The sequence below is a fragment of the Paenibacillus sp. HJGM_3 genome, assembly GCF_045062745.1.
In the GTDB taxonomy this organism is placed as follows: domain Bacteria; phylum Bacillota; class Bacilli; order Paenibacillales; family NBRC-103111; genus Paenibacillus_AA.
In genome coordinates, this window is sequence record NZ_JBJGED010000009.1 from 175,050 (window position 1) to 200,175 (window position 25,126).

Below are 25,126 nucleotides of genomic sequence, written 5' to 3' on the forward strand. Positions count from 1 at the left end.
TTAGGTGTCCATAAAAACTACACATTTAGTCCTAACTTGGACATCGACGGGAGAAGCAGGTTGAAGGCACTTGTACCGTTACCCGAGACAAACAATCCCTTAATCAGGTAAAATTAAGAAAGAATATGGGTTCCCCAGTCGTTCTAAATCTATTCAGAGAAAGTGAGAGACCAACGTGCTCGACTATACAAGTCTATTCGCGATTACCACCCTGGGGTTTTCCGGCCTATATTTCGGAAGCGCTTGGCTCTGCATATGGCTCATGGCAAGATCGAAGGGCGAGCGTATCGATGCCAGGGTCGTCCAACCGGCACAAGTCCGGATGGAGATTGTGCACTCCCTCATCTCCATTGCGATGTTCGGCCTCCTCACCGTCTTTACTTTGTGGCTTGTCAACCGCGGCTGGCTGCATGTATCCTGGACAATGTCGTTGAGTAAGCTCCCTGTGGAAATTCTAGCCCTCTTTCTCTGGAACGAAATTCACTTCTACTCGTGTCACCGCCTGCTGCATACGAAATGGTTGTACCGGCACGTCCATTATAAGCACCATCAATCCAAAACACCGACTCCGTACTCGACCTTCAGCTTTCACTATATCGAAGCTTTGCTGCTCGGAAGCGTGATGACCACGGCGCTAATCTTTTATTCTTTCTCTGTCATCTCACTGCTCACCTTGCCGCTCATGAGCATCGTCCTGAACACACTGGGACACTGCAACTTCAACTTTTTCCCGGGCCGCCCTGCCGACAGTCTGCTGAGCTTTACCGTCCGACATAGCGACCATCATGAGCGGAATACCGGCAACTACGGATTTTTCCTTCCCTACTTCGATCAGTTGTTCAAGACTTCCAGCAAAGAGAGAAGGTGGCGTTCATCGTAAGCCTGATCTGTTTTTGCCTAGGGTACTACTTGCTCGCGGCTCTCGTTCTTAGCGTCGGCTATCACCGAGCACTAAGCCATCGGGCGCTAATCCTGTCCGGCTGGCTGGAGAAATCGATGATTACGCTAGGGCTCGCCGCCGGAACCCCCGTCCAATGGGCCGGCAATCATCGTTATCATCATCAGCACACCGACGATGCCTTGGATCCGCATTCGCCGGTGCAAGATGGGTTCTGGTATGCGCATTGCGGCTGGTATCTGGGGACGAAAAATCCGATCCTTTGCGCGCTTTATGCGGTAGCAGGACCGATACGCACCCTGTTCGACGCCTTCTGGCGACCCAGAACGAACCAACAGCACAACGAGCTAGCTGCGGACGTGAAGCAAATCAAGTATTACGCTTGGCTCAGTAAGCCGATGCCTTATGCAAGCATCATCCTGATGCACATGGCCCTCCTGCTATGGGGCATGGTGTCGATGTGGGGAACCCCAGGTCTCATCGGTCTTTATTTCACGTATTTGGCGATCTATACCGTGGGGGATTTCACGGATAGCCTCGCACACCTCTATGGCAAACGCCCTTATCCGGTAAGCCATATGGCCAGGAACAACTGGATTGTCGGGATTTTCGGCGCGGGCGAGTGGCATGCCAACCATCATACCTTCCCTTCCAGTGCGAAGATGAGCCTGCAGAGAGGCCAATTCGATCTCTCCTGGCAGTTCATCAAGCTATGCAGGCGGTTAGGGTTAGCCAAGCAGATCAAAGTCGCCCCTTTGCAAGACGGGCAGACAGCCAAACAAACAGGCCCCCATTAGGAGGCCTGTTGTTTGTGCTTGAGCTCGACGAGCAAGGCATGCATCTGTTCCGTAGCGAGGCCGTGCAGCACCAGGCGGAATCCGGCGCGGAGCGTCGTGAGCGGAACCATCGGATGCTTGTTGTTGATGAGGGCGAGCCGGTCGTTGTTGCCGATGATTTTGGATGCTAAAATGCCGATCGTTTCATCCAGCTGCAGGGAATTCGTTGCCCGCCAGAAGTCGTTGTCCGTCAGGAACAATTGATACACCGGGGTGAAGCATTCGATGGCCGTCGTCAGATCGAGAAAGTTGGTCCACCGCTTCGGCATGGGCTCGATCGGAATCGGGTCGGAGGTGATGGCGTCAAAGTTCAATCGGTTTTGCTTGGTCACCTCGATCTGTTTCTCGCGAATTTCCCGGTTCAAGTTAATCACGAAGTTGTATAAGTTCAGGTCGTGCACGAGGAACAGGTCGTCCTTCACCGGCTTGAGGTTCGTCGGCTTCAGCGGATTCATCTCCACTTGGACGCCGGGAACATTGTCGCGGATGAACTGCAGCACTTCGGACCCCAGGTAGAAATGGCGCAATATCATATAGTTCGCATCGGGACTGACGAACGTCTTCATCCCCCAATACAGAACGCGATGCAACGCGCGGGAGGAGGTGAAGGCTTTTGGCACCAGGATTTTGTAGATTTGGAATAGCACGATAAGGAGGCGTGCCAACGGACGTAAGACCGGAAGCAGGAATTGCCGGGATTTACTTGAGCAGTCCTTGAGGTAAGCCGCTTTCGCTTCCTCGTTGAATGGAATGCTCTGGTCCAAGTAAATCGCCAGGAACGGGTTCGGGTCCCGCTTGTCGTGCGGCATGAGGTTGAAATAATCGGCCTGGCTCATGTGTTCCCCAGCTCCTCCAGTTGGAGTAAATACAGCCGCGCCGTCGTCTTGGCCGTCTTCACCATTCGGGCGGCGATCTCCAGCGTCAACAGCGGATGCTGCACCACAGCCTCCAGCCGTTCGAAATGCTTCTCATCCGAGTCGCTGTGATAGAGCAGGAAGGAGACATGCTCGTCTTGAAGACCCAGCTGGTCCCGGATCATCTCCCCCCAGTAACGGGCCATTCGACAGCCTAGCCCTTCTATAATCCACATCGCCCCGATTAAATCGACCGGATTGTCCCGGCTGGCCCGCTGGAACAAATAGGCGGATAGAGCCTCGCTGCCGATGTTTTTCTCCCCGGACTGGATATCCGTAAGCTTCCCGCCGATCGCGAGATAATTTCGCTCCAGAATCTGAAAGTCCCGATGCTCGTCGCGTGCGTGCGCAATAAACAAGGAACGCAGGTCGATATGATCGATCGAGATATAGGAAGCGGCGCGGGCAATCCACTGCGACCCGTCGATCACCTGCTGGCGGATGTTCTCCATCAGCAGCTTATAGTCTTCCAGCGTGAATTGCCCGTGATAAAGCTTATGAATGATCGGCACCTGGGCCAGCTTTTGCTCGAAATCGATCCAGATTTGAACGAACTGGCGAACCAAGTAGGATTGAATCTCATGTGTTTCGTCGAACTCGAGATGGGGCGCTTCCGGCTGTCGCTCGAGGAACGCCGTCGTTTCCTCGCTCTTGGAACCGACTACGGTCAGCAGCATGTAGGAAGTCTGGAACCGACCGCTCTCCGGGACCATGCAGAGGATTCGCTCCCCGGGAGCCAGCCGCCCTTCGTTCAGCAGCTCCTCCAGCATGATGTAGATCGAGGCTGCCCCCGTATTGCCTTTGGTGTAGAGGTTCGTGAACCATTTCTCCTCGGGAATCATAAGCCCGCCGAGCCGCAACAGCCGGAAGATCTCTTCCCGGAAAAAATGCGACGAATAGTGGCACACCATCCAATCGATCGCGGCCGGGTTCACTCTGCCTTCCTCGACGAGCTCGAAGTAGCGTTGTACCCCAACCTTGGGCATCTCGTTCACGAGTCGAATGTCCTGCTTAAGATTGATCGCGCCGGCGTTGGCTGCATCCCGGATTGTGGCATAATCCATCCAGGACGCGATCGGCTCCTCCGACTCCTTGTTCATCCCCGCATACATACATACGTCGTACAAAGGTGCGTAGGATTGGTTGTCGATCCACTCGATCCGCAAGGACAAGCCCGTACGGCTGGGCCGGTTCTGCAAGACCGCGGCGCCCGCTCCATCCGACAGCATGAACCGGAGGAAGTCCGTGTCGAAGGGGATGGCGCGGTCCGCATAGCTGCCCTGATCCTCGAACCGGGTGTGCTTGAACACGCGGCTGGGGAATTCGCTGGCGCAGGCGATGGCCGCTTCGTTCTCCCCGGACTGAATATGCAGGTACGCGTTCTTCATCGCTTGCATCCCGCTGCCGCATACCCCCTGGTGGGTCGCGATCTCCATCACCGGCAAACCCGTCTCCGCATGCACCATGCTGGCGAAGCCGGGCACGAGCAAGTCCCCCTGCGTCGTCCCTACGGCGAGAAATTCAACGTCGTCGGATCTTACGTTACCGTTGCGCTCCAGGGCGTCGCGGATGGCGAGGTGGGCCATTTCGGCATTGGAGTACAGGCTTCTCTGTTCTTTATTCAAGGCATAGTGGCGATAGCGAATTTGGTTTTGCTCCAGAATGCGCCGCATGGCTTTCGAGCTTTTCCCGCCGATTCGGCCCAAATAATCTTCGATCTCCTCATTGCCGATCGGCGGTCCTGGCAGGAATTTTCCCAGGCTTGTAATGTATACCGAATGCATGACAGACCTCCTTTTTGCCGAATAGCACCTACTATTCGGTTAGCTTCATCATCGTCGATTCGGGCAAGGATGCCTAGTACTAAGTTTCCATGGTACTTCTGTACAAATAAAGCTTGACCGGATAGTCCGCATATTCACGAACGGTCTTTGACTGCTCCAACACGTCTACTATGTCTCCCTCATCCTGCACATAGATTCCGGACCGATAACAGGCGTATTTCAAATTGGGCGAATAAAGCTCTTCCTTGAACTCGGAGTCCATATCGTCGGGATCGGGTTGGGTCGATTACCCTATTTTACAAGTAGACGACCTCCATTTGGCAAGCCCTGCTAAAGAATGATTTCCCTGCTCGATGTGAGCAAAATCTTCTCGCGCTAACTCAGTCCATTGCAGACCTATTCCGTTTTGTGAACAGCTTCACAGCTTGATTTTCTCAAAAAAATTTATTTATCTTGACAGTCAACTGTCCCATCGTTTACTTTAAATTCATTAAATCGGTTTCATAAAAAATAAAGCGCTATCATAATTTATTTATAGCCAATCTTCACATTTTCTTAATAGCGCGAAAACATCAAGCTAATAAAACCGGTTTAATATGAAATTGTCTTCAAAGGTGGATAGAGGGATTGAAAATCGAAGGGAGGTTCAAACCTTGGCAACCATTGCAGATGTGGCCCGAACGGCCGGCGTTTCCAAGAGCACGGTCTCGAATGTATTCAGCCAGAAGCGCCCGATCAGCAAAGAAGTTTCAGAACGCGTTCTGGCCGCAGCTCGCAAGCTGGACTACAAGCCGAACTACTGGGCCCGGAGTTTGGTGAGTAAGACGACCCACATTATAGGCATCAATATGCCCGGCGAACGGATGAAATTCAGTCAATTCCACTTATCGCTGCTGAACGGGGTCCTTTATGAATGCAGCATGAGCGGCTATCGACTCTTGGTCAACGCCTTGACCAAGACGTATCTGGACGATGTGCCTCGTCTCTCCTCCGAACCCGTAGATGGCGATATTCTACTCGACCCAGTCGAACATGATTCGCGAATTGCGGACAGGGTGCGCCAGGGGCTGCCGTTAGTCGTCATCGGTCGGCCGCACGCGGAATACGAGTCGAAGGTCTGCTATGTGGACAATGATAACGTGGCGACCGGCACGATGGTCGTGGACTACCTGCTGCAATTCGGCCACAAGCGCATCATGCTCCTCAATGCGTCGAAGGGCAAAACCGTCTCGACGGACCGTGGGCTCGGATACCGTCAAGCGTTGGAGTCGGCAGGCCAGACATTTGATCCCGCGCTGCTCGTTTACAAGGATCCGAATACGCCGTCCGCGGAGTATGGCTACGACGTAACGAAGAAAATGCTCAAGAAACACCCGGACATCACGGCCATCATCGCCGATACGGACAAAATGGCGCTCGGGGTATACCGGGCGGCGGCAGAGCTGGGGCTCAGCATCCCCGGGGACTTGTCGGTCATAGCTTTCAGCGACGAGTCGGTATTCTCAGCGGACTTCGTACCGCAATTGACCGGAGTCAAGCTGTCTGCCGAACAGCTGGGACATGAGGCTGCGAAGCTCTTGATCAACCAATGCGCGACCGGACATCGTTCCGTGCAGAGGGTGCTTATCCAGACGGAGTTGGTCGAACGCGGATCCTGCGGGCCGGCTCGGCCGAATGAGAGTGCGCCCACGAACTGATAAATAACTCTATCCGAGGAGGAGTTCATATGAAGAAGAAATCGATCATCCTGCTTCTAGCTTCGACGGCGGTGCTCGCATCCGCTTGCGGTGGCCAGGACGAGGGCGGAAGCTCTCCGAAAGCGACGGACGGAGCCTCTAAGCCGTCCAGCGCACCCTCAGCCGACAGCGCGAAGGTGGATCCGTTCAAGCTGCCGAACCCGGTTACGATAACCACCTTCAAGAGTGTGCCGGCTACCGGCAAGCTGCCGGCAGGCGATACCGTGGAGAATAACCAGTACTCTCGGTATATCAAGGACAAGACGAATATCGAGTTCAAGCTGTTGTGGTATGCAGCAGGGACGGACTTCGATCAAAAATCGAAGCTGTCCATCGCCAGCGGCGACATCCCGGACATGCTGCTGGTCGACGAGCAAACCTTCCTCTCCCTTGCGGATGCCGGTCAGCTCGAGGACTTGACCAAGGTATACGAGAAATATGCTTCCCCGCTGACGAAGGAGCTGTACGCTTCCACGAACAATAAAGCGCTGGAGAAGGCGACCTATAAGGGCAAGCTGATGGCCATTCCGAATATCAGCGTCCAGGCGGACGCGGCCAGCCTCGTTTGGGTTAGGAAAGACTGGCTGGACAAGGTCGGACTGCAGCCGCCGAAGACGATGGACGATGTGACGGCGATCGCCAAGGCATTCGTCGAGCGCGATCCGGACGGCAACGGCAAGGCGGACACGATCGGCTTGACCGGCTCTTCCGGTGCGGTCACCGTCCCGGGCAAAGCCAGCAGCCATAACTGGAAAGCCTTGTTCATGTCTTACGACGCTTATCCCGGCAACTGGATCAAAGACGGCTCGGGCAAAATCGTATATGGTTCTGTTTTACCGGAAACCAAGCAAGCGCTTTCAAAATTACGTGACATGTACGGCGCCGGTCTGATCGACAAGGAATTCGCGCTTCGCAAGGATCTGAACGAGCCGGTCGTAGGCGGGAAATCCGGTCTATTCTTCGGACCGTGGTGGGCCGGCGGAATCGTGGCCGACACGATGACGAACGATCCGAAGGCTAATTTCGAGCCCTATCTGATTCCGAATGCCAAAGGGCAATACAACAATCTGATGATTCCCGTCAGCAACCGTTTTGTCGTCGTGAAGAAGGGCATGAAAAATCCGGAAGCCGCCGTCGTCTATGCGAACACCTTCATCGCCGCGCAGCGGAAGGTCGATCCAGATTCGGCGAAGCTTGACTTCACCGTAGACGCCACTTATTGGCCGATCGGCAACGCTACGTACGACTATGCGGATGCCGTGGAACGGAAGGCGGAACAACTGAAGAAGGCGCTCAATGGAGAGATCAAACCCGAGCAGCTCAACCAAGAAATCAAAATTCTATACGACGCCGCCGTGGCGGATAAAGCCAAGCCGAAAGCCGATCTGAAAATCTGGCGCTCTTTCTACGGCTACACGGCACCGGCCGCTCTGCTGAAGCAAAAGATGAATCAGGTGTTCAGTGAATATACGGCTACGACTGCGACCATGGAGCGGAAATGGGCCAACCTGCAAAAACTCGAATCCGAAACGTTCCTAAAAATCGTAATGGGCGACGCCTCGCTCGACTCCTTCGATAAATTCGTAAGCGACTGGAAGGCTCAGGGTGGAGACGAGATCACGAAGGAAGTTCAGACGGAAGTCGACAAGCTGAAGAGCAAATAAATAAAAAAAACGGGAGATCAATAGAGCGCCTGACGGAGGCTCGGCTCCGGCTGCGTACCTGAGCGGCGCTCTTTTGCACCCCTTACGAAGTCCTGGGGTATTCGCGGAAAGGAACGGACCATGAACCTGAGATCGTTTCAAAAGCATTATCATCTCATGCTGCTGCCCGGCATTGTGCTGTTGATCATTTTTCATCTCATTCCGATGTTCGGGGTCGTCATCGCCTTTCAGAATTTCAAAATCGGCAAAGGCATTTGGAACTCGGACTGGATCGGCCTGGAAAACTTCACGTACTTGTTCGAGATCCGCGACGGCGGGGTCATCCTGTTCAACACCGTCTTCATCGCCGTGATGAAAATCATCGCCCATCTGATTATCCCGCTCGTGTTCGCCCTCATGCTGAACGAGGTTCGCATCATGGCCGTCAAGCGTTGGGTGCAAACGATCGTCTATTTGCCCCACTTCATCTCCTGGGTCATACTGGCCGGGATCATCGCCGATATCCTGTCCTTGAAAGGCATCCTCAATCAGGCGCTGGGCTGGTTCGGGATCGAGCCGATCATGTTCCTCGCCAGCAACACATGGTTCCCCGGCATCATCGTGGGCACCGACATCTGGAAAGAATTCGGCTTCGCCGCCATCATCTACTTGGCCGCGCTGGCCGGCATCAATCCGAATCTATACGAGGCCGCCGAGATCGACGGCGCGAGCCGGCTCCAGCAGCTCCGGTACATCACGCTCCCGAGCCTCGCCACTACGATCGTGCTGCTGGCGACGCTCAGCATCGGCAACATCCTGAACGCCGGATTCGATCAAATCTTCAATCTGTACAATCCGCTCGTCTACGATTCGGGCGACATCATAGATACGTACGTGTACCGAGTCGGCCTCGTCCAAGCCCAATACGGCTTCGCGACCGCCGTCAGCTTGATGAAGTCCGTGGTGGGCTTCGCGCTCATTATGATTTCTTACAAACTGGCTTACAAGTACGCCAATTATCGCATCTTCTAGGGAGAAAGCGGGTGAGGAACGGTGGTTCGGAATCGTACATGGGCAGCCCGCGTGTCCGAGGGGGCGCTGCTCGCTATCATGCTGGGCATTTCCTTGCTCTCGCTCGGACCGGTGTGGCACACGATCGCGGTGTCGTTCAGCGAGAACGCGGCCGCAGCCGGCGGGCTCGTCAAATTCTGGCCCAAGGGCTTTACGCTCGAATCGTACAAAAAAATATTGGAGGAGCCGCACTTCCTCCACTCGTTCTATGTATCGGTCAAACGGGTATTCGTCGGCGGCATCGTCAACTTCGTCCTAACCGTACTGATGGCCTATCCGCTCTCCCGGAGCGGAAAGGAGTTCCCGCGCCGCAACATCTATATGTGGTTTCTCCTTTTCAACATGCTGTTCAGCGGAGGGATCATTCCGCTATACTTGACCGTAAAGGCGCTCGGCATGTTCAATTCGATATGGGCGCTCGTCTTGCCTGGAGCGGTGCCGATCTTCAATGTCATCCTGCTCATGAACTTCTTCCGCAACATGCCGAAGGAGCTGAGCGAAGCTGGCTATATGGATGGAGCTGGCCCCTGGTACATGCTGACCCGGATCTTCCTGCCGCTGTCCTTGCCCGCGCTGGCGACCGTCACGCTCTTCAGCGTAGTGGGACACTGGAACGCTTTCTTCGACGGGATGATCTTCATGCGGAGCGTCGAGAATTATCCGCTGCAGACCTACATTCAACAGCTGGTCGTGCAGATCAATACGCAGGAGTTCGATTCGACCCAACTGGAACTGCTGCAGAAAGTATCGGAGAAAACGCTGAATGCGGCCAAAATCGTCGTATCCATGGTACCGATCCTGGTCGTCTATCCGTTCCTGCAAAAATATTTCATCCATGGCATCATGCTCGGCTCCGTGAAAGAGTAAATTCAACTCTTCGCTAACTGCCCAATCCTGCTTCAATCGGAGGAATTCCCAAATGTCTATGACCGTCATGACCTTCAATCTGCGCTACCCGGAAATCAAAGACGGGCCCGATTATTGGCCGAAGCGGATCGGGCGAGCCGCCGCCGCTATCCTGGACCACAAGCCGCTCGTCGTCGGCACCCAAGAAGGCTACCACACGATGCTGACGGAATTGGAGCCGTTCCTCGAGCGATATGCCTGGATCGGCGATGGACGCTTCGGCGGGCGCGAGAACGAGCACAACGCGATCTTCTATGACCGCGAGAAGCTCGAGCTCCAGGAGCATGGTCAATTCTGGCTGTCGGAGACGCCGGATGTCGCCGCTTCCCGCAGTTGGGACAGCATGTTCCCGCGCATCTGCACGTGGGCCCGATTCTCGCTTCGCGATGGCGGGGAGGGGGACCGCAGGACGGCCTTTTACGTGTACAATACGCATCTCGACCACCACAGCCAAGCCGCCCGCGACAACGGCATTCAAGTGATCGCGGCGCGGATGAGGGCACAGCGGTTGGAAGACGGCTGCCCGGCGATCCTGCTCGGCGACTTCAACAGCGCTCCGGCGGACTTGCCCATCCGCATGCTGAGAGGGGAAGTCGCTTTCGGGAGTGATAGGTCCGAACTTGCCGACGCCTACTCGATCCTGAACGAGAACCCGGGCTTGACCGCGCACAGCTTCCGAGGCGGCGAGGACGGCCAGCCGATCGACTATATCTTCGCCTCGCCGGAGTTCTCGATCCGGAGCGTCCGGGTCGACCGCGAACTGCGAGGCGGCGGCTACCCTTCCGACCACTATCCGGTCGTGGCGGAACTGGGGCTGGCCTAGTGGAAATAAAACAACCCCCAACATCCTCCTTGTTCCGGATGCCGGGGGTTGATCTATTTTACTTGATTCGTCACGGGCGACTCCATCAGCCATCGGTCGAGGAATGCATAGGCGAGCCCGCGGATCTCCGACGGGAAATCATGGCCCCCGGCGGTCATCACGGCCTGGAAGCGATCCTCGGTGCCGAGAAACCGGTACAATTCGCTCAGCTCGGCCATGCAAGCCCCGACGGCCTGCCAGTGCGGGAAAATAGGATCGCTCTGGCCGTAGTAATGGAAGGCCGGAATCGGCGCCGCCAGTGCGGCAATTTCATGAAACTCGAACGGCACCTCATACTCCCTCAAGTAATCCGAGACACGGGGGATGTGCGTATACCAGTCGCGGATGCCCCAATGGGTCGGCCTGTGATCGCCGTAGAACGGGCTGAACCCGCAGCTGCTCACGTACGCCCGGATTCGGGAGTCGAGTCCCGCCAGGAAATAGGCGTTGTACCCGCCGAAGGAATGGCCGATCGCCCCGATCCGGTCCGGATCGACGCGGTCGAGCGTGCAGAGCAGGTCGACGCCCATCTTGTGGTCGACCGTGTTCTTCCCCACCGTCGACCACTCCGGATGCAGCTCATAGAATGGCTTGCTGCGGAAGCTGAGCAGCCCCGGATAGATCCGCTCCCCGGCCGTAAGTGCATCGGGCGCCAGCACGGTGTACCCGCGAGAGACGAGCTCCAGCCCATACATTCGATTGACTCGGCCGTTCCGCGTCGCGACGTTATCCTTGCCGGACTCGTCCGTCGGGTGAAGGGCAAGGACGGCCGGCCTCCGGCCGTCACTTCCCGCTCCCTCCACAGATTCGTCCGGCAGCAGTAGATAGGCGGTCACCTTGTCGCCGTAGACCGTGTCGTACACGAGATGCACCCGCGTGTGATCCGCTTCCTTCGTTTCGCTCAGCACCTCGTAGGAGACAGGAACCCCATTAGGCACGCCGCCGATAAGTTCCAGCCAGCTCCGCTCGATTTCCCTTCGTTTAGCCTGCCAGCTCTCGGCATCCTCGAGGCCTTCGGTTAGCTTCCGAAGTCCATTCCGGTTTAATTCAAGTAAGTTGTAGCTCATCGCAGGTTGTCTCTCCTAATTGTATATATGGTTGACGTACATCATCTGCCTATTGCTCCACATTTACTTCGTGGCCGCCTTGATCTTGGCGACCTCCGCCTTCAGCTGTTCGTCCGTCTTCCGCAGGGCCGTATTGGAATCCGTTTTCCCTTGGGCCGCTTCCAAGAAATTGGTGCGCAATAGCGTATCAGCCACATTCGTCTCCACGACCGTCATGCCTTTCGCGCGTCCCGGACGGAGCGGAGCGAATTCGTAGTAGCCTACGGCCTTCATGTTTTTGCCTTTGTAGGCCGGAGCGTTCTGGCCGAGCACATTCATCATTTCCTTGTTGGCCACGGTCGGCAGGAACCCGTTTTTGGCATCCGTCATCTGCACGTCGTCGCTCAGCATCTCCATGATAACCTTGAAGGCGTCCTCCTTGTACTTGCTTTGCTTTGTGATGAGCAGGTAGCCCGGAGGAAACGTGCCGATCTTCTTGGGCGCGCCTTCGATAATCGGGATCGACACCATGTCCCAGTTTTTCAGCATGCTGAGGTCGAGGTAGGGGGAGTAAATGTCGGCATGCATCGCCACCGTACCCTTTTGGAACAAAGCCCCTTCTTCCGGAATCGTCGGCGCGATCGCGTTGTTCGGGATTTGATAGAACCGGATGTAGTTGTCGAATATTTTTTTCCATGTATCGAAGCTGGACAATTCGTCCTTCGACGGATCGAGCGTGGACAGCGAATATTCGTTGTACGTGAAGAAAGTAGCGACGTTGGCCGCGAATCCGCGATAGTTGACACCGTCCTCCACGCGAGACATCTTTTTGGCGATATCATAGATCTCATCCCAATTCATGCCGTCCTTCAGGTAGGGGACCCCGAACTTGTCGAACAAGTCCTTGTTGTAGTAAAGCACCCGCGAGAAGAACGGCGATACCGGCAGTCCGTATATTTCTCCGTTCGTGGCGGTCAAGTCCTGGAAGCCCTTGATATAAACCTGATTGAACCGGTTCAAGTCGTAATTGTATTTCTTGATCAGCTCGCGCATGTCGTATTCGAGGCCCAGGTTGAAATAATTCGTTTGGATTGTACTGGAGATGTTGCGGATGATGTCGGGAATCTCGCCCCGGGCGACGTAGTCCTGCATGGAGTTGCCGGCTCCGGCTGTCGGCAGCCACACGAGCTTGATATACGGGAATTTCTTAGTCAGCACGTCCTTGAACCGCTTGTTGAATTCATCCTCCGATACGCCGCCGGCATGAATCTTCAGCTCGATCGGATCACGCGGTTTTTCCGTAGCTATGGGAGTTGGAGTGGGAGAACCGGTGGTGCCCGCCGTTTCCGAACCGCTACCGCTGCAAGCGGACAGGAGGGTAACCAGCATCGTGCAAATCAAGCTAACCAATGTGAATTTGTTCTTCCTCATATTGGGATAGACCATCCTTTTCCGTGTGTAGTGGATTAGGCACTTCCATCTAGGATTTGAGTATCATGCGAGTAAAGCGTTTACACCTCCTTTGCAGTTCAAATAGAAACATTCCACCTGTGACTGAACCAGAGAATAGAGTTAATTCTTAATACTTATCTAATACTTATAATTCAATTTAAATATATTGTAAAGCAGAAGTAACAGTCAACAAGATGTTTGCTATACAGATTAATTAGTTATTTTACGATAATATGGGCATTTTTTTGTGTAAAACTAATATTTATCTAATATGTAATTATAATGTTGTATTCCCGTTACAATCTACAGTCGTTTGACAAATCGTACATCTCTAACTATCATCAGAGTAAATAGAGATAAAAGGATGATCCCCTATGACGCGACGGCCTAGCCGTACAACATTCCGCGTTCGTCTGGACGAGATGGTTTCCTCGATTCGCAAAAGCATTATTACCGGGTCCATAGAACCGGATCAATATTTGCCGTCGGAAAAGCAGCTCGCCGAGCAATATGGCTTAAGCGTTCAATCCGTACGCAAAGGACTTGACCTGCTCGTAAGCGATGGACTTATCGTGAAAATTCCGAAGATCGGCAGCAAGGTGATGGACCCGGCCGACAAAAGCGCCGTCACGATCCGGTTAGGGTATCAGCCTACGATTCCGGACGATGCGGACATTCACCGGCTAATCGCCATGTTCCATCAGGAGCACCCGAACATTCATGTCGAGGCGGTTCCGCTCGCCAACTTCTCGTACGATCATATCAGTCCGTACCTCGAGAGCGGCCTGTTGGACGTCCTTACATTGAACTATGAAAACTTTTTGCAATTTTCCGAGAGGGGCAGTCTGGACGATCTGGAAGCGCTGGACCGCCAGGAGGAGATTTACCCCTTCTTGTCCGACGCTTTTACGGAGGACGGCCTGCTGAGGATTCAACCGTTCGTTTTTTCACCGCTTGTCCTCTGCTACAATCGCTCCCATTTTGCCCAGCGCGGCCTGCAGGAGCCTAACAGCAGCTGGAGCTGGCAGCGATTAAGCGAATGTGCCGCTTCACTCGACATTCCGAACGAGCGCGTGGGCTTTCATTGCTATTTCTCCACCCCGAATCGAGCCGCCATTCTGCTCATGCAGAAGGGGGGCGCTTTCGAGCGCCATGAGAACGGCCGTCTGAAGCTATCCGGCACCCGCATGCTGGACGCCATACGGTACAGCCGGGAGATCTACAGGGAGACTCCCTCGCTGCCGAGCAGCCTGATGAGCTGGGAATCGCAGAAGATCGATATGTTCCGACAAGGCAAGCTGTCTATCGCCATCCTGAGCTACTTCATCCTGAATCATTTTCGCGATACCGATCTGGACTATGACATCGCTCCGGTTCCCCACTTCGGGACCCCTCTTACGGTGTTGATCATTATCGGCATGGCCGTGAACGCTCGTTCTAAGAACAAGGAGGCTGCCAAGAAGCTGGTAGATTTCGTGACTTCTCCCAAGGCTCAGCTGGCCATTCGGCAAAATACATGCAGTCTGCCCGCCCTGATTCCCGCCGCCGAATGGAGAGGTCCCGAAACCTCCAAGATCAACCGACCCTCGCGCTTCCCCATGTTCCGGGAGATTATGCCCAGCTACCGGCTGTTCAGCGACTTGAATGTCAAAGATAGCGAATTCCGCAAGCTGTTCGGCGAACTTCGGTTGTACTGGGCGGGATTGGAGAGCGAAGAAAATTTGTGCCGGGAAATTGAGTCCATCGGCTCACAGAATCACCCTACCTAACAAAGAACCTGACCGGGAAGTGCCGGTCAGGTTCTTTGGTTAGATATTCAGGCAGACATGGGGATGGCTCCCATTGCGATTAGTCGGCCAGCGCTTGCTCCAGGTCGGCGATGATATCTTCGATGTCCTCCAAGCCGACGGAGTAGCGCATGAGGCCGTCCGTGATGCCACGCTCCAGGCGCACTTCGCGCGGCATGGCGGCGTGGGACATCATGGCCGGGTAGGACAGGATGCTCTCCACGGCGCCGAGGCTGACCGCGACGATCGGCAGCCGGACGCGGCCCATCACGCGCTTCGCAAGCTCGCCCGAGCCGGCGTCGAATGAGACGACGGCGCCGTAGCCGAGCGATTGCCGCTCGTGAATGGCCCGGCCGGGATGATCCGGCAGGCCGGGATAGTACACCTGCGCCACGGCAGGGTGTTCGCTCAGCCATTGCGCCAGCCGGCGCGCGCTCTGCTCGTGGGCTTCCATGCGCGCCTTCAGCGTCTTCATGCCGCGGATGAGCAGCCACGAATCCTGCTGGCCGAGCACATTGCCGAGGCCGTTCTGCAGCTGCTTGAGCCGCATGCCGAGCGATTTGTCGGCCACTACGGCGAGGCCGGCCAGCACGTCGCTGTGGCCGCCTAGGAACTTCGTGGCGCTATGCAGCACCACGTCCACGCCCAGCTCCAGCGGCCGCTGATGGTACGGCGTCATAAACGTGTTGTCGATCATGGTGAGGAGCCCGTGTTCCTTCGCCCAGCCGGTCACAGCCGCAACGTCGGTAATGCGCAGCGTCGGGTTCGACGGCGTCTCCATGAAGACGGCCTTCGTGTTCGGTTTCCGTGCGGCCTTCACGGCATCGAGGTTCGTCATGTCGACGAATGTCGTCTCGATGTTCATACGCGTCAGGATCGTCGTGAGCAGCCGGTACGTGCCGCCATAGACGTCTTCCGTGCAGATGACGTGGTCGCCGCTCGACAGCAGCATAAACGCCGTCGAGATCGCCGCCATGCCCGATGCGAACGCGAATCCGCGAGTCCCGCCCTCGAGTGTGGCGATGTATTCCTCCAGCGCCTGCCGGGTCGGATTCCCGGAGCGCGCATAGTCGTACTCAGGCGGGTTGTCGAGATCGAAATGATGGAACGTAGACGCTTGATAGATCGGCACGCTCGCCGCGCCGGTATGCTCGCAGATCTCTCTCCCGAAGTGAATCAGCTTGGTCGCAAACTTGGCGTTCGCCTCGGGCTTGTGCAGGCGACCGCGCTTCGGCTCTTCCGGGCTTGTCATTGCGCATGGCCTCCTTCCAGCTCGGCGTGCGCCGCGTCGAATGCCGCCGACAGGTCCGCGATCAGGTCGTCGACATGCTCGATGCCGACGGAGAAGCGAAGCAGGCGGTCGTCGACGCCGACCTTGCGGCGAATCTCTTCCGGAATATCCGCATGTGTCTGAACCGCCGGATAGGTCATCAGCGACTCTACGCCTCCTAAGCTTTCTGCGAATGCAATGAGCTTAATATGGCGGAGTATCGGTTCGATCATACGTGCGTCTTTCATTTTGAAGGAGAAAATGCCGGTATTGCCCGACGATTGCTTGTTCTGAATCTCGTAACCCGGATGGCTCGGCAGCGCCGGATAGAACACTTCGTCTACCAGCGGATGCTCAAGCAGGAACTCGGCGATCCGTGTCGCGTTGAACTCATGGCGCTCCATCCGCAGCGCGAGCGTCTTCATGCCGCGCATCAGCAGCCATGAATCCTGCGGCCCGAGTACAGCACCGATCGAGTTGTGCAGGATCGCCATCTGCTCTGACAGCTCCTTGCCCTTGGTCACGATCAAGCCCGCCAATACGTCGTTGTGCCCGCCCAAATATTTGGTCGCGCTATGGATCACGATATCCGCTCCGAATTCGATCGGACGCTGCAGGAACGGTGTGAGGAGCGTATTGTCGACGATCGAGAGCAACCCTTTTTTCTTGGCCCAGCCGCACACGAGCTCCAGATCCGTGATCATCATCAACGGATTCGTAGGCGTCTCGATTACGATGCCCTTCGTCGTCGGGCGACAGTTCGCCTCGAGCGCGTCCAGGTCGTTCGTGTCCACGTAGGTGGCCGTTACGCCGAACCGCGTCATGATGCGCTCGATCAGCCGGTAAGTACCGCCATACAAATCGAGGGAGACGAGCAAATGGTCCCCCTGGCTGAACAGCGCGAAGATCGTTTGCAGCGCCGCCATCCCGGAGCTGCAGGCGAATCCGGCGTCTCCGGATTCCAGCTCGGCAATCGCTTGCTCCAATACGGAGCGCGTCGGATTTTTGGTGCGCGAATAGTCGAATCCCGTGCTCTGCCCCAATTTCGGATGACGGAAGGCGGTAGCCTGATAGACCGGATAACTGACGGCGCCCGTGACCGGCTCGGAGATGGACCCGATTTGCGCCAAACGGCTTTCGATTTTCATAAGACTCTTATTCCCCCTTAAATGTAAGAAGCCATATGCGCGTTCAAGTCGTAAGGCGTTTCCTGGTATACGTAGTAGTTAAGCCAGTTCGAGAACAGCAAGTTCGCGTGGGCTCTCCACGTACACATCGGTGTGCGGCTCGGGTCGTCTTTCGGGTAATAGTTCTTCGGCACGTCGATCTCCAGCCCCTTGGCCACATCGCGGTCATATTCCCACTTGAGCGTCAGCGGATCGTATTCGGAGTGTCCGGTGACGAAGATATGCTTGCCGTCCTTGGTCGCGGCGATGTAGACGCCGGAATCCTCGGACTCGGACAAAATCTCCAGATCGTCGATCCGCTCGATGTCCTCCCGGCGCACCTCCGTATGGCGCGATTGCGGGACGTAGAACACTTCATCGAACCCTCGCAGCAGCTTCACGTGCTTGAGCGTCGATGTGTGCGGGAACACCCCGAACACTTTGCTGTTGAGGCCATACTTCGGGATGCCGAAATGATGGTACAACCCCGCTTGGGACGCCCAACAAATGTACAACGTCGACGTCACGTTCGTGTTGCACCAGTCCATGATCTCCTGCAGCTCGCGCCAGTAGTTCACTTCCTCGAACTCCATCTGCTCGACCGGCGCTCCGGTGATGATCATCCCGTCGAAATATTCGTCCTTCACATCATCGAAATTTTTATAAAATTGCTCCAAATGTTCCGGAGACGTATTTTTGGACGTATGCGTCTTGGGGTGCAGCAGCACAAACTCCACCTGCAGCGGGGTATTGCCGATCAGCCGTAAAATTTGCGTCTCGGTCGTCTCTTTCGTCGGCATGAGGTTCAGAATCGCGATCTTGAGCGGGCGGATGTCTTGCTGGAACGCCACGGACTCATCCATCACGAAAATGTTCTCCTCGTTCAATATTTCCTTCGCCGGCAAATGATCTGGAATTTTAATCGGCATGGCTGACACTCCTTTCGTAAAATGAACAGCAAATAGCCTTTCTCCAGAGATGAAGAAAGGCCATTATCGCCGCGCGTTCGAATGTCCTCTCTCATCTCTCAGAAGCCCACATGCCGCTTCCGCAAGACTTAGCACCGTGCGCGCCAGTCGCCATTGCGACCAGGTTGTCGGTTGCCGGGTATCATCGGGCTAGTCCCTCCACCTACTCTTGATAAGAGTTCTGTGCTATTCGATTGTTAGTATTACTTTATAGCATCCGGGGCTTTTCGTCAAGGAGGGGGGATGGAGTGAAAAATGACAGGGTTTCTGACTCCGTGTTATGCTACGAGCCCGTGGGGCAGCACTGCGCTTGACTCCGTATAGGACTCCGAGCCCGTGGGGCAGCTCCGACCGCTGTTGAAATCCCGTCCCTTGGATAGCATTGTATAGGGTGGGGACGGGATTTCAAAGGCGGCCACTTCGTTTCTCCGCCTGCCCCACGGGCTCTCCGGCTTTCCGGGGTCGCCCTTATTATTTACTCCATTAAGGGGGAGTAAATAGAAAGACCTGGCCGGACTATATGCCCGGCCAGGTTAGGTAAGATTGGTTACTCCAAACCCACTGGTCCCTTAATCATGCCTTATCTCCGCCCGATCAGCGACCCCAAGTTTCGAGTTAGCGTGATTTTCGCGGAATCTCCGCTCAATCAGCGCCACAGCCAACCGAGTTAACATGAATCTCGCGTTCTCACAGCCGACTACAGCCCCGAACCTTACAGACCCGCGGCGGAGAATACTTTGTCGAAGCCGGCCTTCGAGCGTTGCAGGAGCACTTCCGGTGCGTCCGTCGGAGGCGATTGGGTCAAGATCTCTTGCGAGACCGGACCCGTGTAACCGGTCGCTTGCAAGGCGCGCAGGAACGCGGTCAAGTCGATCACGCCTTCGCCCGGATACAGGCGGCCGTTGTCGAGCGCTTCCTCGACCGGCACGTCCGGCGCGTCGTTGATGTGGACGTGCACGATCTGAGCCGGCTTCAGGCTCTGCAGTTCCTCGACCGAAGCGTTAGTCGTATACCAGTGATACGAATCGAGCAGCAGCCCCACATTCGAGGCGCCGATCGCGTCGATCCAGTCGAGCGTCTCCTGCAGCGTCCAGATGAACGGATTCGCCCAACGGGTCCGCAAGTGATGCGGCCCCACGTACTCGAGCCCCAAGCGAATCCCGTACGCGCCGAGAATGTCGGCACACAGGCGCAGCCGCCGGGTCGCGAGCGCCATGAAATGTGCGGCGTTCTCATCCACAGCCGGCAGCACGTACGTGCAGCAGCTCGTGCAGCCGACTTCGGCCGCAGCCGCCGCCGAAGCGGCCAGCCCGGCCAGACCGGAGCGGAACTCCGCTTCGGTCGTGCGCCATTGCACCGGCAGGCCGATGGAGCCAACGACTAGGCCGGTCTCCTCCAGCGTCGCCTGCGCGCGCTCCTTCCCCTCCTGGTCGAACCAGGAGCGGACATCCAAGTCTACCGCGCCGAACCCATACCGATGGGCCAAGCGGACGAACTGCTCGTTGCTCTCGATTTTACCCAGTCCCGCTCGCGTCAAACCTCTAATCATGGGGATCTCCTCCTTCTCCGCTCTGTTGGCTTAGTAGCTCCAGTCCAGCTTCACTTCGTTGCCCGTGCGCGACGACTCGTAGATCGCATCCAGGATGAGGTTGTTCGTGAAGCCGGTCATCACCGATGTCAGCGGCTGCTTGCCTTCAACCACGCACTCCAGGAAATGCCGGCTCAGCCGTCCGCGTCCGCCTTCATCGTTCGCCGGTGTAACCAATTCCGTTTCCATCGGACGATCGAAACGCTCCGTCAAGAACTTGCCGCGGTTGCCGCGGAGCGAAGCGCCGCCCTCGGTGCCCATCAGGTGAATGAACGGAATGCTGTCCGTATCCATATGCACCGCCCAGCTCACTTCCAGTGTCAGGGTGCTGCCATCCTCCATCCGAATGAGCGCGGTAGCGAGATCCTCCACGTTGTAATACCCTTCCCAGTTCGGCTTGCCCCATGTGCCGATGCCTTTGCGGACCGGACCGAACTCGGCGTAAGTGGCGCCCGACACCGACACCGGCTTCGGACTGCCCATCAGGTGCAGAGACAAGTCCAGCATGTGCACGCCGATATCGATCAGCGGCCCGCCTCCGGATTCTTCCATCCGGGTGAACCAGGTGCCCCAGCCTGGAATGCCTTTGCGCCGGTACCAGCCGGCCTTGGCCGTGTAGATGCGTCCCAGCTCGCCTGCCTCGACTTGCTGCTTCACCTGCAGCGGCAGCCATTCCCAGCGCATCTGATGCGCGACCATCAGCGTCATGCCGGTTCTCTCTTGAGCCCGGACGATGCTGCGGGCGCTGTCGGCGTTCAGCCCCATCGGCTTCTCGAGCAGCACGTGCTTGCCCGCTTCCATCGCCTGTACCGCCAGTGCAGCATGGTGCAGGTTAGGCACGCCGATGACGACCGCATCCACCTCCGGGCTGTTGATCAAGTCGGTCGGAGTAGCCATTACGTTCTTAATGCCGTATTGCTGGGCACGGCTGTCCGCCAAAGGCAAAAAAGCGTCTGTAATCGCCGTTATTTCGCATTGCTCCTGCAGCTTGCTGAATTCCTGAATATGCACGTTGCCGATATTGCCGGCGCCAATGATGCCTAACCGTACTCTGCTCCCACCCATTCGGTTCCATCCCCCAATTCATAGATTAGCTTCTTCAGACTCTACCGATATGATAAAATGAAACCGCATAACCTGCATGCCACATTTTACGGAAAATGCCTCGATTCTTCTGGTCCCGCCCGGAAACATGCTCAGGATGGGGGGGCGGACTTAGAATCACGCCGGAGGGTTCCCGATGACGCTGTACCCGCTCTATTATACGCAGATGCCGAACGATCATTCGGACATGCCTTTCAAATACGGGATTCATTCGCTCTCGAACGGGTTCGTGGCGCACCGTCACGACTTCCTCGAGTTCTCCTATGTGCTGGAAGGCACAGGCTGGGAAACGATCGGCGGCATCCGCTACCGCAAGCAGCCGGGCAGCTTCACGTTCGTGCTGCCCTATCAGGTGCACGAGATTCATACCGACCCGGGCTCCTGCCTGAAGCTGTACAACGGCGAATTCGCGATGAGCCTGCTATTCGATACCGGTTACGATGCCGGACTGCGCGGACTCCTGATCGGGGAAGACCCTCCCCTCCCTTCGCACGTACAGTTAAATCCGGAGCAGACCGACCGGTTTCGAAGGCTGCTGGACGAGCTATACGCCGAATATAAAGGGGACGGTCAATGGCGCATCCCGCTCGTTCGGGCCAAGCTGACGGAAGTTCTCGTGTACTTCGACCGCATTCGGCGTCAGTCCGCCGTATCCTCCCCCAGCAGCAATCCGCATCGCTTGGAAGAAGTGCGCGGCAAACGATCGGGGGAGAAGGCGCTATGGGCGATCATTCAATACATTCACTTGCATTATCAGGAAGAGTTGACCTTGAGCGGCGTCTGTGCGACGTTCCACCTGAGCGTTTCGCACCTAAGCGAGCTGTTTAAGAAACATTCGGGGCAAACGTTTCTCCAAGTGCTGCACGACGTGCGCATTCGACACGCTTGCGGGCTGCTGGTGTCCACGGAGATGAGCATGGAGCAGTTGGCGATGGAGGTCGGCTATGGCTCGTACAAGACGTTCTCCCGCATCTTCAAGCACCGCAAAGGTCTTACGCCCAGCGATTACCGCAAATCCCACGGGAATCCGATCGCCGGGTCGCGTGTAAGCACCTAATGCCCGCCTTTGACATATGGTATGAAGAACGTGTAAATCGCCGTAACCCTCGTACGCGTCTTGTGCGGGTTAGGGGTTCGGAGTATACTAGACAAGACTTGATGTTGAAGTTTTTTCATTTCGGCGATCTACAAAAATCGGTATCCATAAAGGAGGGAACGTCGCATGGACGGGGGCCGACCCAAACCTGCCAGTAAACGGCAATATATCGGACAACAGCCGGAATCTCGCGCCTGCGACGGTTCCTTGAGCAAGTGACCCTTTCTTTGTTATAGCGAGTCGCTGCACCTCTGTTGTCCCTATAGCCGTTCCCGTGCGGTCCGCACACAATTGAAGCGCCATAGCATGATGCAAGCCGCCGAATGAGGAATTCCGCCGCTGCATGATGCTTATTTCCGGTTTGTTGCTGAAAGCCGACAAATTGGGGGAAACTGCTAAGGGGTGATTCGCTATGAAAGTGAGATTGGTACAAAACGGACTTTTTACGACCATTGACGATACGCTGCAAATGTTGATTCCACCGGACAACGGTTTTTATTGGATTGACGCGAGCGTAGAGGATTTGGAGATTCTCCAGCCGCTCTTCCACCTTCACGAACTGGCCGTGGAGGACACGCTGACCGAGGAAGAGCAGCGGCCGAAGATCGAAATCTATGACTCGCACTATTTTATCGTGATCAATAGCATTCGGTATGACGATGAAGAAATTTTCCTGCGCGCCCTGAATATTTTTCTGTTCAAGCATGCGATTATTACGGTCACCCGCCAAAAAATCAACGAAATGCGCGCCATCAAGCCGATTCTGTGGGAAGAAGAAGTGAACACCGCGGACCGGTTCCTGTATCACCTGGTCGACATCGTGGTGGACAATTACTTCAGCGTCGGCGACCGGATCGAAGACAAGATCGAGATGCTGGAGGAGGACATCCTCGTCCATACGAAGAAATCGCACCTGAACGAGATTATTGGGCTGCGAAGCGAAATTTTGTGGCTGAAAAAAATGCTGGCTCCGCAAAAGGACGTCATCTGGACGCTCAATAAGAAGGAGCTCCGGCTTATCAACGATCAGCTGCAAAAATATTTCAGCGATATTTATGAGAACGCGGTGAAAATTACGGAAACGTTCGAGACGTTCCGCGATCTCGTCGGCAACTTGCGAGAAGCGTATCAGGCGAGCGTCGCGAACCGGGCGAACGAAATCATGCGGATCTTCACGGCGCTGACGACGATCTTCATGCCGCTTACGATCATCACCGGGATCTATGGCATGAACTTCGACAATATGCCGGAGCTGCATACACGGTTCGGTTACTTTATGGTCCTCGGGTTCATGCTCTTGACCGGTTCTTCCATGCTGTATTTCTTTAAGAAGAAGGACTGGTTCTGACGATACGCCGTCGCAGCCTAGGCATGTAGAGGGATTTCCGGTTAAATCCACCTAATCTGGAAATTGCGAGTAGTAAAATTGATTTGGATCGTACGCGCCGTCCATCTTGTTAATGAATGTTTACTAATAAGCATAGTCCCTTTACAGGTTTTGGCTTATTTGAACCGCTTTGGGTCGAATTGTAAACCTAACTTGCGTTAATTGTAAAGTGCGCTTCACTATTAACAGAAGTTAGCCTTACAAACCGGCGAAAACCGCCAAAATGGCGCGAAAATAGTCAGGTTACCCGTCTTAATTGTAAACTTCGGTTTACAGTCATTTTAGTTAGTTAGTCCGACACTGCGCCCCACCAGTAAGGAGAAAACCCTCTCGTCTCGCGAGAGGGTTGGGGCGTTTGTATGGGGGCTGTAGGGCGGGGATCCATTCAGAAACGGCTCTCGCGAACTGCCTAAGCCGATTGCTCCGTCTTCGGCTGCAGCGCGGACGCGTGGTCCGCGGATGCGGCCGCCACGGCCGCTAGAGCAGCGGCGTGGTGGCGGAATCGAAGCCGCAAGAGACGCAGCCACTCGTACGTCTTCTCGAGCTGCGCACCGGCAGTCTCACCCTCGGCGCCGTACAGCCGCTTCACGACCGGCTTGAGGAACCGGTCGCCCAGCTCGCCGAAAGCGCGCCACGCCTCGTCAATTTCCTGCTGCGGCCGGGCGATCAACACCTGCTCGATGATCGGATCGACATCATAGCCTTCCTTGTCCAGCTCTTCGATGCGGGACAGGAGCTCCCGGGCCGGAAGCTTCAGCGTCTGATGGAGCTCGGCCAGGCCGAGTCCTTGGCTGATGCCCTCCAAGAGCTTCGTCTTCGTCTCCCGGCGCTCCGCCTCGCTTCGCGCCCGAAGATCCCACTGCTGGCGCATCCAGTCCTCGAACGCGATCGGATCGACCTGCTCCGCTACCCAGTCGAGCGGGAATGTAGTGGTGCGCTCGTATGCCGCCGTAATCGCCAAGAGCGGCTCCCCATACAAGTTCGTCTTGTACTCGCCGAATCCCGGAATCTGACGCAGCTCTTCGATCGTATGCGGGACGAAGGCGCTGATCATCCGCAGCATCCGGTTGGACGCGAGGATAAATGGCGACTTCCCTTCCTTGCCCGCCTGCTCGTTGCGCCAGAGGCGCAGCGCCTGGAACAGCTCGTCCCGTCCGTTCGCTTCGCTATAGTAATGCAGCAGCTGCAGCGTTCTCGCCTTGCCGCCCGGCATGGCGGATTCGCCCGACAGGTCGACGAGCGCCGCGAAGCCTTCGCTCCGCTTGTTCTGCAGCCGATTGCGGAACTGCTGCATCATCTCGCCCCAGTGCATCCCTTCGTACCAGATGTCGCTCAGCGCCCCGCCGTCCTCCGTCTTCTCCGTCCAGGCGACTTGCCACTCGCCCCCCTGCTCCGTGATGGACACCTGCGCCGCGGCGACTCTCTCTTGCTCCGCCTTCCTCTCGAAGCTGTTCAAAAATACCAAATTCACCACTCTTCTACCTCCATTCGGCCATCAAAATGAAATCATTAGACAGCAAAAAGCACCTCTCCTACATGTCGTAGAAGAGGTGCTTCCTCCGTGTTAACGATTGCTTTCACTATACCATATTTCCCCATATGAGGCAATGAT

Annotated in this window: 20 protein-coding genes and 1 riboswitch; of the genes, 10 read left to right on the forward strand and 10 right to left on the reverse strand. The window is 55.9% G+C overall.

From position 1 onward, the window contains the following. Nucleotides 1-175 precede the first annotated feature (175 nt). Both ACI5FR_RS12700 and ACI5FR_RS12705 read left to right on the forward strand, forming a co-directional pair. Nucleotides 176-880 (forward strand): sterol desaturase family protein, encoded by a 705-nt coding sequence (locus tag ACI5FR_RS12700; RefSeq protein WP_405454881.1) that lies wholly within the window; start codon nucleotides 176-178, stop codon nucleotides 878-880. Further along, nucleotides 865-1,695: a hypothetical protein gene (locus ACI5FR_RS12705; protein ID WP_405454882.1), complete on the forward strand. Its 831-nt coding sequence runs from the start codon at nucleotides 865-867 to the stop codon at nucleotides 1,693-1,695. The genes ACI5FR_RS12700 and ACI5FR_RS12705 overlap by 16 nt, the downstream gene beginning before the upstream one ends. Here ACI5FR_RS12705 and ACI5FR_RS12710 read toward each other — a convergent pair. Further along, a complete protein-coding gene (locus ACI5FR_RS12710) occupies nucleotides 1,692-2,570 on the reverse strand; it encodes a DUF6999 family protein (protein WP_405454883.1) in 879 nt (292 codons plus the stop codon). The genes ACI5FR_RS12705 and ACI5FR_RS12710 overlap by 4 nt on opposite strands. After that, a complete protein-coding gene (locus ACI5FR_RS12715; protein WP_405454884.1) occupies nucleotides 2,567-4,432 on the reverse strand; it encodes a 3-oxoacyl-[acyl-carrier-protein] synthase III C-terminal domain-containing protein in 1,866 nt (621 codons plus the stop codon). The genes ACI5FR_RS12710 and ACI5FR_RS12715 overlap by 4 nt, the downstream gene beginning before the upstream one ends. 653 nt (nucleotides 4,433-5,085) lie before the next feature. Here ACI5FR_RS12715 and ACI5FR_RS12720 point away from each other — a divergent pair. The 5 genes from ACI5FR_RS12720 to ACI5FR_RS12740 all read left to right on the forward strand — a co-directional run bounded on the left by ACI5FR_RS12720 (nucleotide 5,086) and on the right by ACI5FR_RS12740 (nucleotide 10,611). Further along, complete coding sequence (locus ACI5FR_RS12720) at nucleotides 5,086-6,129, forward strand: LacI family DNA-binding transcriptional regulator (protein ID WP_405454885.1); 1,044 nt, start codon at nucleotides 5,086-5,088, stop codon at nucleotides 6,127-6,129. 29 nt (nucleotides 6,130-6,158) lie between these two features. After that, entirely contained in the window at nucleotides 6,159-7,832 is a 1,674-nt protein-coding gene (locus ACI5FR_RS12725; RefSeq protein ID WP_405454886.1) for an extracellular solute-binding protein, read from the forward strand. Nucleotides 7,833-7,952: 120 nt separating this feature from the next. Next, nucleotides 7,953-8,843: an ABC transporter permease gene (locus ACI5FR_RS12730; RefSeq protein WP_405454887.1), complete on the forward strand. Its 891-nt coding sequence runs from the start codon at nucleotides 7,953-7,955 to the stop codon at nucleotides 8,841-8,843. Nucleotides 8,844-8,864: 21 nt separating this feature from the next. After that, complete coding sequence (locus ACI5FR_RS12735) at nucleotides 8,865-9,749, forward strand: carbohydrate ABC transporter permease (RefSeq protein WP_405454888.1); 885 nt, start codon at nucleotides 8,865-8,867, stop codon at nucleotides 9,747-9,749. A 52-nt stretch (nucleotides 9,750-9,801) separates the two neighbouring features. Beyond that, nucleotides 9,802-10,611 (forward strand): endonuclease/exonuclease/phosphatase family protein, encoded by an 810-nt coding sequence (locus ACI5FR_RS12740; RefSeq protein ID WP_405454889.1) that lies wholly within the window; start codon nucleotides 9,802-9,804, stop codon nucleotides 10,609-10,611. A gap of 53 nt (nucleotides 10,612-10,664) precedes the next feature. On the opposite strand, the gene ACI5FR_RS12745 is transcribed toward ACI5FR_RS12740, so the two are convergent. Both ACI5FR_RS12745 and ACI5FR_RS12750 read right to left on the reverse strand, forming a co-directional pair. Next, nucleotides 10,665-11,717, reverse strand: a complete 1,053-nt coding sequence (locus tag ACI5FR_RS12745) for an alpha/beta hydrolase family protein (RefSeq protein WP_405454890.1) — start codon at nucleotides 11,715-11,717, stop codon at nucleotides 10,665-10,667. A gap of 63 nt (nucleotides 11,718-11,780) precedes the next feature. Further along, nucleotides 11,781-13,127 carry an ABC transporter substrate-binding protein gene (locus ACI5FR_RS12750; protein ID WP_405454891.1) on the reverse strand — a complete coding sequence of 449 codons (1,347 nt, stop codon included), beginning with the start codon at nucleotides 13,125-13,127 and terminating at the stop codon, nucleotides 11,781-11,783. Nucleotides 13,128-13,522: 395 nt separating this feature from the next. On the opposite strand from ACI5FR_RS12750, the gene ACI5FR_RS12755 reads away from it, so the two are divergent. Next, nucleotides 13,523-14,917 (forward strand): extracellular solute-binding protein, encoded by a 1,395-nt coding sequence (locus ACI5FR_RS12755; RefSeq protein WP_405454892.1) that lies wholly within the window; start codon nucleotides 13,523-13,525, stop codon nucleotides 14,915-14,917. A 79-nt stretch (nucleotides 14,918-14,996) separates the two neighbouring features. On the opposite strand, the gene ACI5FR_RS12760 is transcribed toward ACI5FR_RS12755, so the two are convergent. From ACI5FR_RS12760 to ACI5FR_RS12780, 5 genes are all read right to left on the reverse strand, one after another. Then, nucleotides 14,997-16,187: a trans-sulfuration enzyme family protein gene (locus ACI5FR_RS12760; protein ID WP_405454893.1), complete on the reverse strand. Its 1,191-nt coding sequence runs from the start codon at nucleotides 16,185-16,187 to the stop codon at nucleotides 14,997-14,999. Beyond that, nucleotides 16,184-17,353 (reverse strand): aminotransferase class I/II-fold pyridoxal phosphate-dependent enzyme, encoded by a 1,170-nt coding sequence (locus ACI5FR_RS12765; protein ID WP_405454894.1) that lies wholly within the window; start codon nucleotides 17,351-17,353, stop codon nucleotides 16,184-16,186. Before ACI5FR_RS12765 ends, ACI5FR_RS12760 begins: the two co-directional genes overlap by 4 nt. A gap of 17 nt (nucleotides 17,354-17,370) precedes the next feature. Beyond that, nucleotides 17,371-18,300 (reverse strand): homoserine O-acetyltransferase MetA, encoded by a 930-nt coding sequence (gene metA / locus ACI5FR_RS12770; RefSeq protein WP_405454895.1) that lies wholly within the window; start codon nucleotides 18,298-18,300, stop codon nucleotides 17,371-17,373. Nucleotides 18,301-18,388: 88 nt separating this feature from the next. Next, a riboswitch (SAM riboswitch) is annotated at nucleotides 18,389-18,518 on the reverse strand. A 533-nt stretch (nucleotides 18,519-19,051) separates the two neighbouring features. Next, nucleotides 19,052-19,888, reverse strand: coding sequence for a sugar phosphate isomerase/epimerase family protein (locus tag ACI5FR_RS12775; protein WP_405454896.1), 837 nt, complete (start codon nucleotides 19,886-19,888; stop codon nucleotides 19,052-19,054). A 30-nt stretch (nucleotides 19,889-19,918) separates the two neighbouring features. After that, entirely contained in the window at nucleotides 19,919-20,992 is a 1,074-nt protein-coding gene (locus tag ACI5FR_RS12780) for a Gfo/Idh/MocA family protein (protein WP_405454897.1), read from the reverse strand. Between the two features lie 175 nt (nucleotides 20,993-21,167). On the opposite strand from ACI5FR_RS12780, the gene ACI5FR_RS12785 reads away from it, so the two are divergent. After that, nucleotides 21,168-22,088, forward strand: coding sequence for an AraC family transcriptional regulator (locus ACI5FR_RS12785; RefSeq protein ID WP_405454898.1), 921 nt, complete (start codon nucleotides 21,168-21,170; stop codon nucleotides 22,086-22,088). Between the two features lie 451 nt (nucleotides 22,089-22,539). Then, complete coding sequence (gene corA / locus ACI5FR_RS12790; protein WP_405454899.1) at nucleotides 22,540-23,475, forward strand: magnesium/cobalt transporter CorA; 936 nt, start codon at nucleotides 22,540-22,542, stop codon at nucleotides 23,473-23,475. A 448-nt stretch (nucleotides 23,476-23,923) separates the two neighbouring features. Here the strand turns inward: corA and ACI5FR_RS12795 are convergent, their stop codons facing one another. After that, nucleotides 23,924-24,985 (reverse strand): HRDC domain-containing protein, encoded by a 1,062-nt coding sequence (locus tag ACI5FR_RS12795; protein WP_405454900.1) that lies wholly within the window; start codon nucleotides 24,983-24,985, stop codon nucleotides 23,924-23,926. Nucleotides 24,986-25,126: the final 141 nt, after the last annotated feature.

What these genes read in the sequence shown, in the direction of transcription:
- ACI5FR_RS12710 (WP_405454883.1), bottom strand. Translation starts at nt 2,570, where the DNA reads ATGAGCCAGGCCGATTATTTCAACCTCATGCCGCACGACAAGCGGGAC.
- ACI5FR_RS12715 (WP_405454884.1), bottom strand. Translation starts at nt 4,432, where the DNA reads ATGCATTCGGTATACATTACAAGCCTGGGAAAATTCCTGCCAGGACCG.
- ACI5FR_RS12725 (WP_405454886.1), top strand. Translation starts at nt 6,159, where the DNA reads ATGAAGAAGAAATCGATCATCCTGCTTCTAGCTTCGACGGCGGTGCTC.
- ACI5FR_RS12730 (WP_405454887.1), top strand. Translation starts at nt 7,953, where the DNA reads ATGAACCTGAGATCGTTTCAAAAGCATTATCATCTCATGCTGCTGCCC.
- ACI5FR_RS12740 (WP_405454889.1), top strand. Translation starts at nt 9,802, where the DNA reads ATGTCTATGACCGTCATGACCTTCAATCTGCGCTACCCGGAAATCAAA.
- ACI5FR_RS12745 (WP_405454890.1), bottom strand. Translation starts at nt 11,717, where the DNA reads ATGAGCTACAACTTACTTGAATTAAACCGGAATGGACTTCGGAAGCTA.
- ACI5FR_RS12750 (WP_405454891.1), bottom strand. Translation starts at nt 13,127, where the DNA reads ATGAGGAAGAACAAATTCACATTGGTTAGCTTGATTTGCACGATGCTG.
- ACI5FR_RS12755 (WP_405454892.1), top strand. Translation starts at nt 13,523, where the DNA reads ATGACGCGACGGCCTAGCCGTACAACATTCCGCGTTCGTCTGGACGAG.
- ACI5FR_RS12760 (WP_405454893.1), bottom strand. Translation starts at nt 16,187, where the DNA reads ATGACAAGCCCGGAAGAGCCGAAGCGCGGTCGCCTGCACAAGCCCGAG.
- ACI5FR_RS12765 (WP_405454894.1), bottom strand. Translation starts at nt 17,353, where the DNA reads ATGAAAATCGAAAGCCGTTTGGCGCAAATCGGGTCCATCTCCGAGCCG.
- metA (WP_405454895.1), bottom strand. Translation starts at nt 18,300, where the DNA reads ATGCCGATTAAAATTCCAGATCATTTGCCGGCGAAGGAAATATTGAAC.
- ACI5FR_RS12775 (WP_405454896.1), bottom strand. Translation starts at nt 19,888, where the DNA reads ATGATTAGAGGTTTGACGCGAGCGGGACTGGGTAAAATCGAGAGCAAC.
- ACI5FR_RS12780 (WP_405454897.1), bottom strand. Translation starts at nt 20,992, where the DNA reads ATGGGTGGGAGCAGAGTACGGTTAGGCATCATTGGCGCCGGCAATATC.
- ACI5FR_RS12785 (WP_405454898.1), top strand. Translation starts at nt 21,168, where the DNA reads ATGACGCTGTACCCGCTCTATTATACGCAGATGCCGAACGATCATTCG.
- corA (WP_405454899.1), top strand. Translation starts at nt 22,540, where the DNA reads ATGAAAGTGAGATTGGTACAAAACGGACTTTTTACGACCATTGACGAT.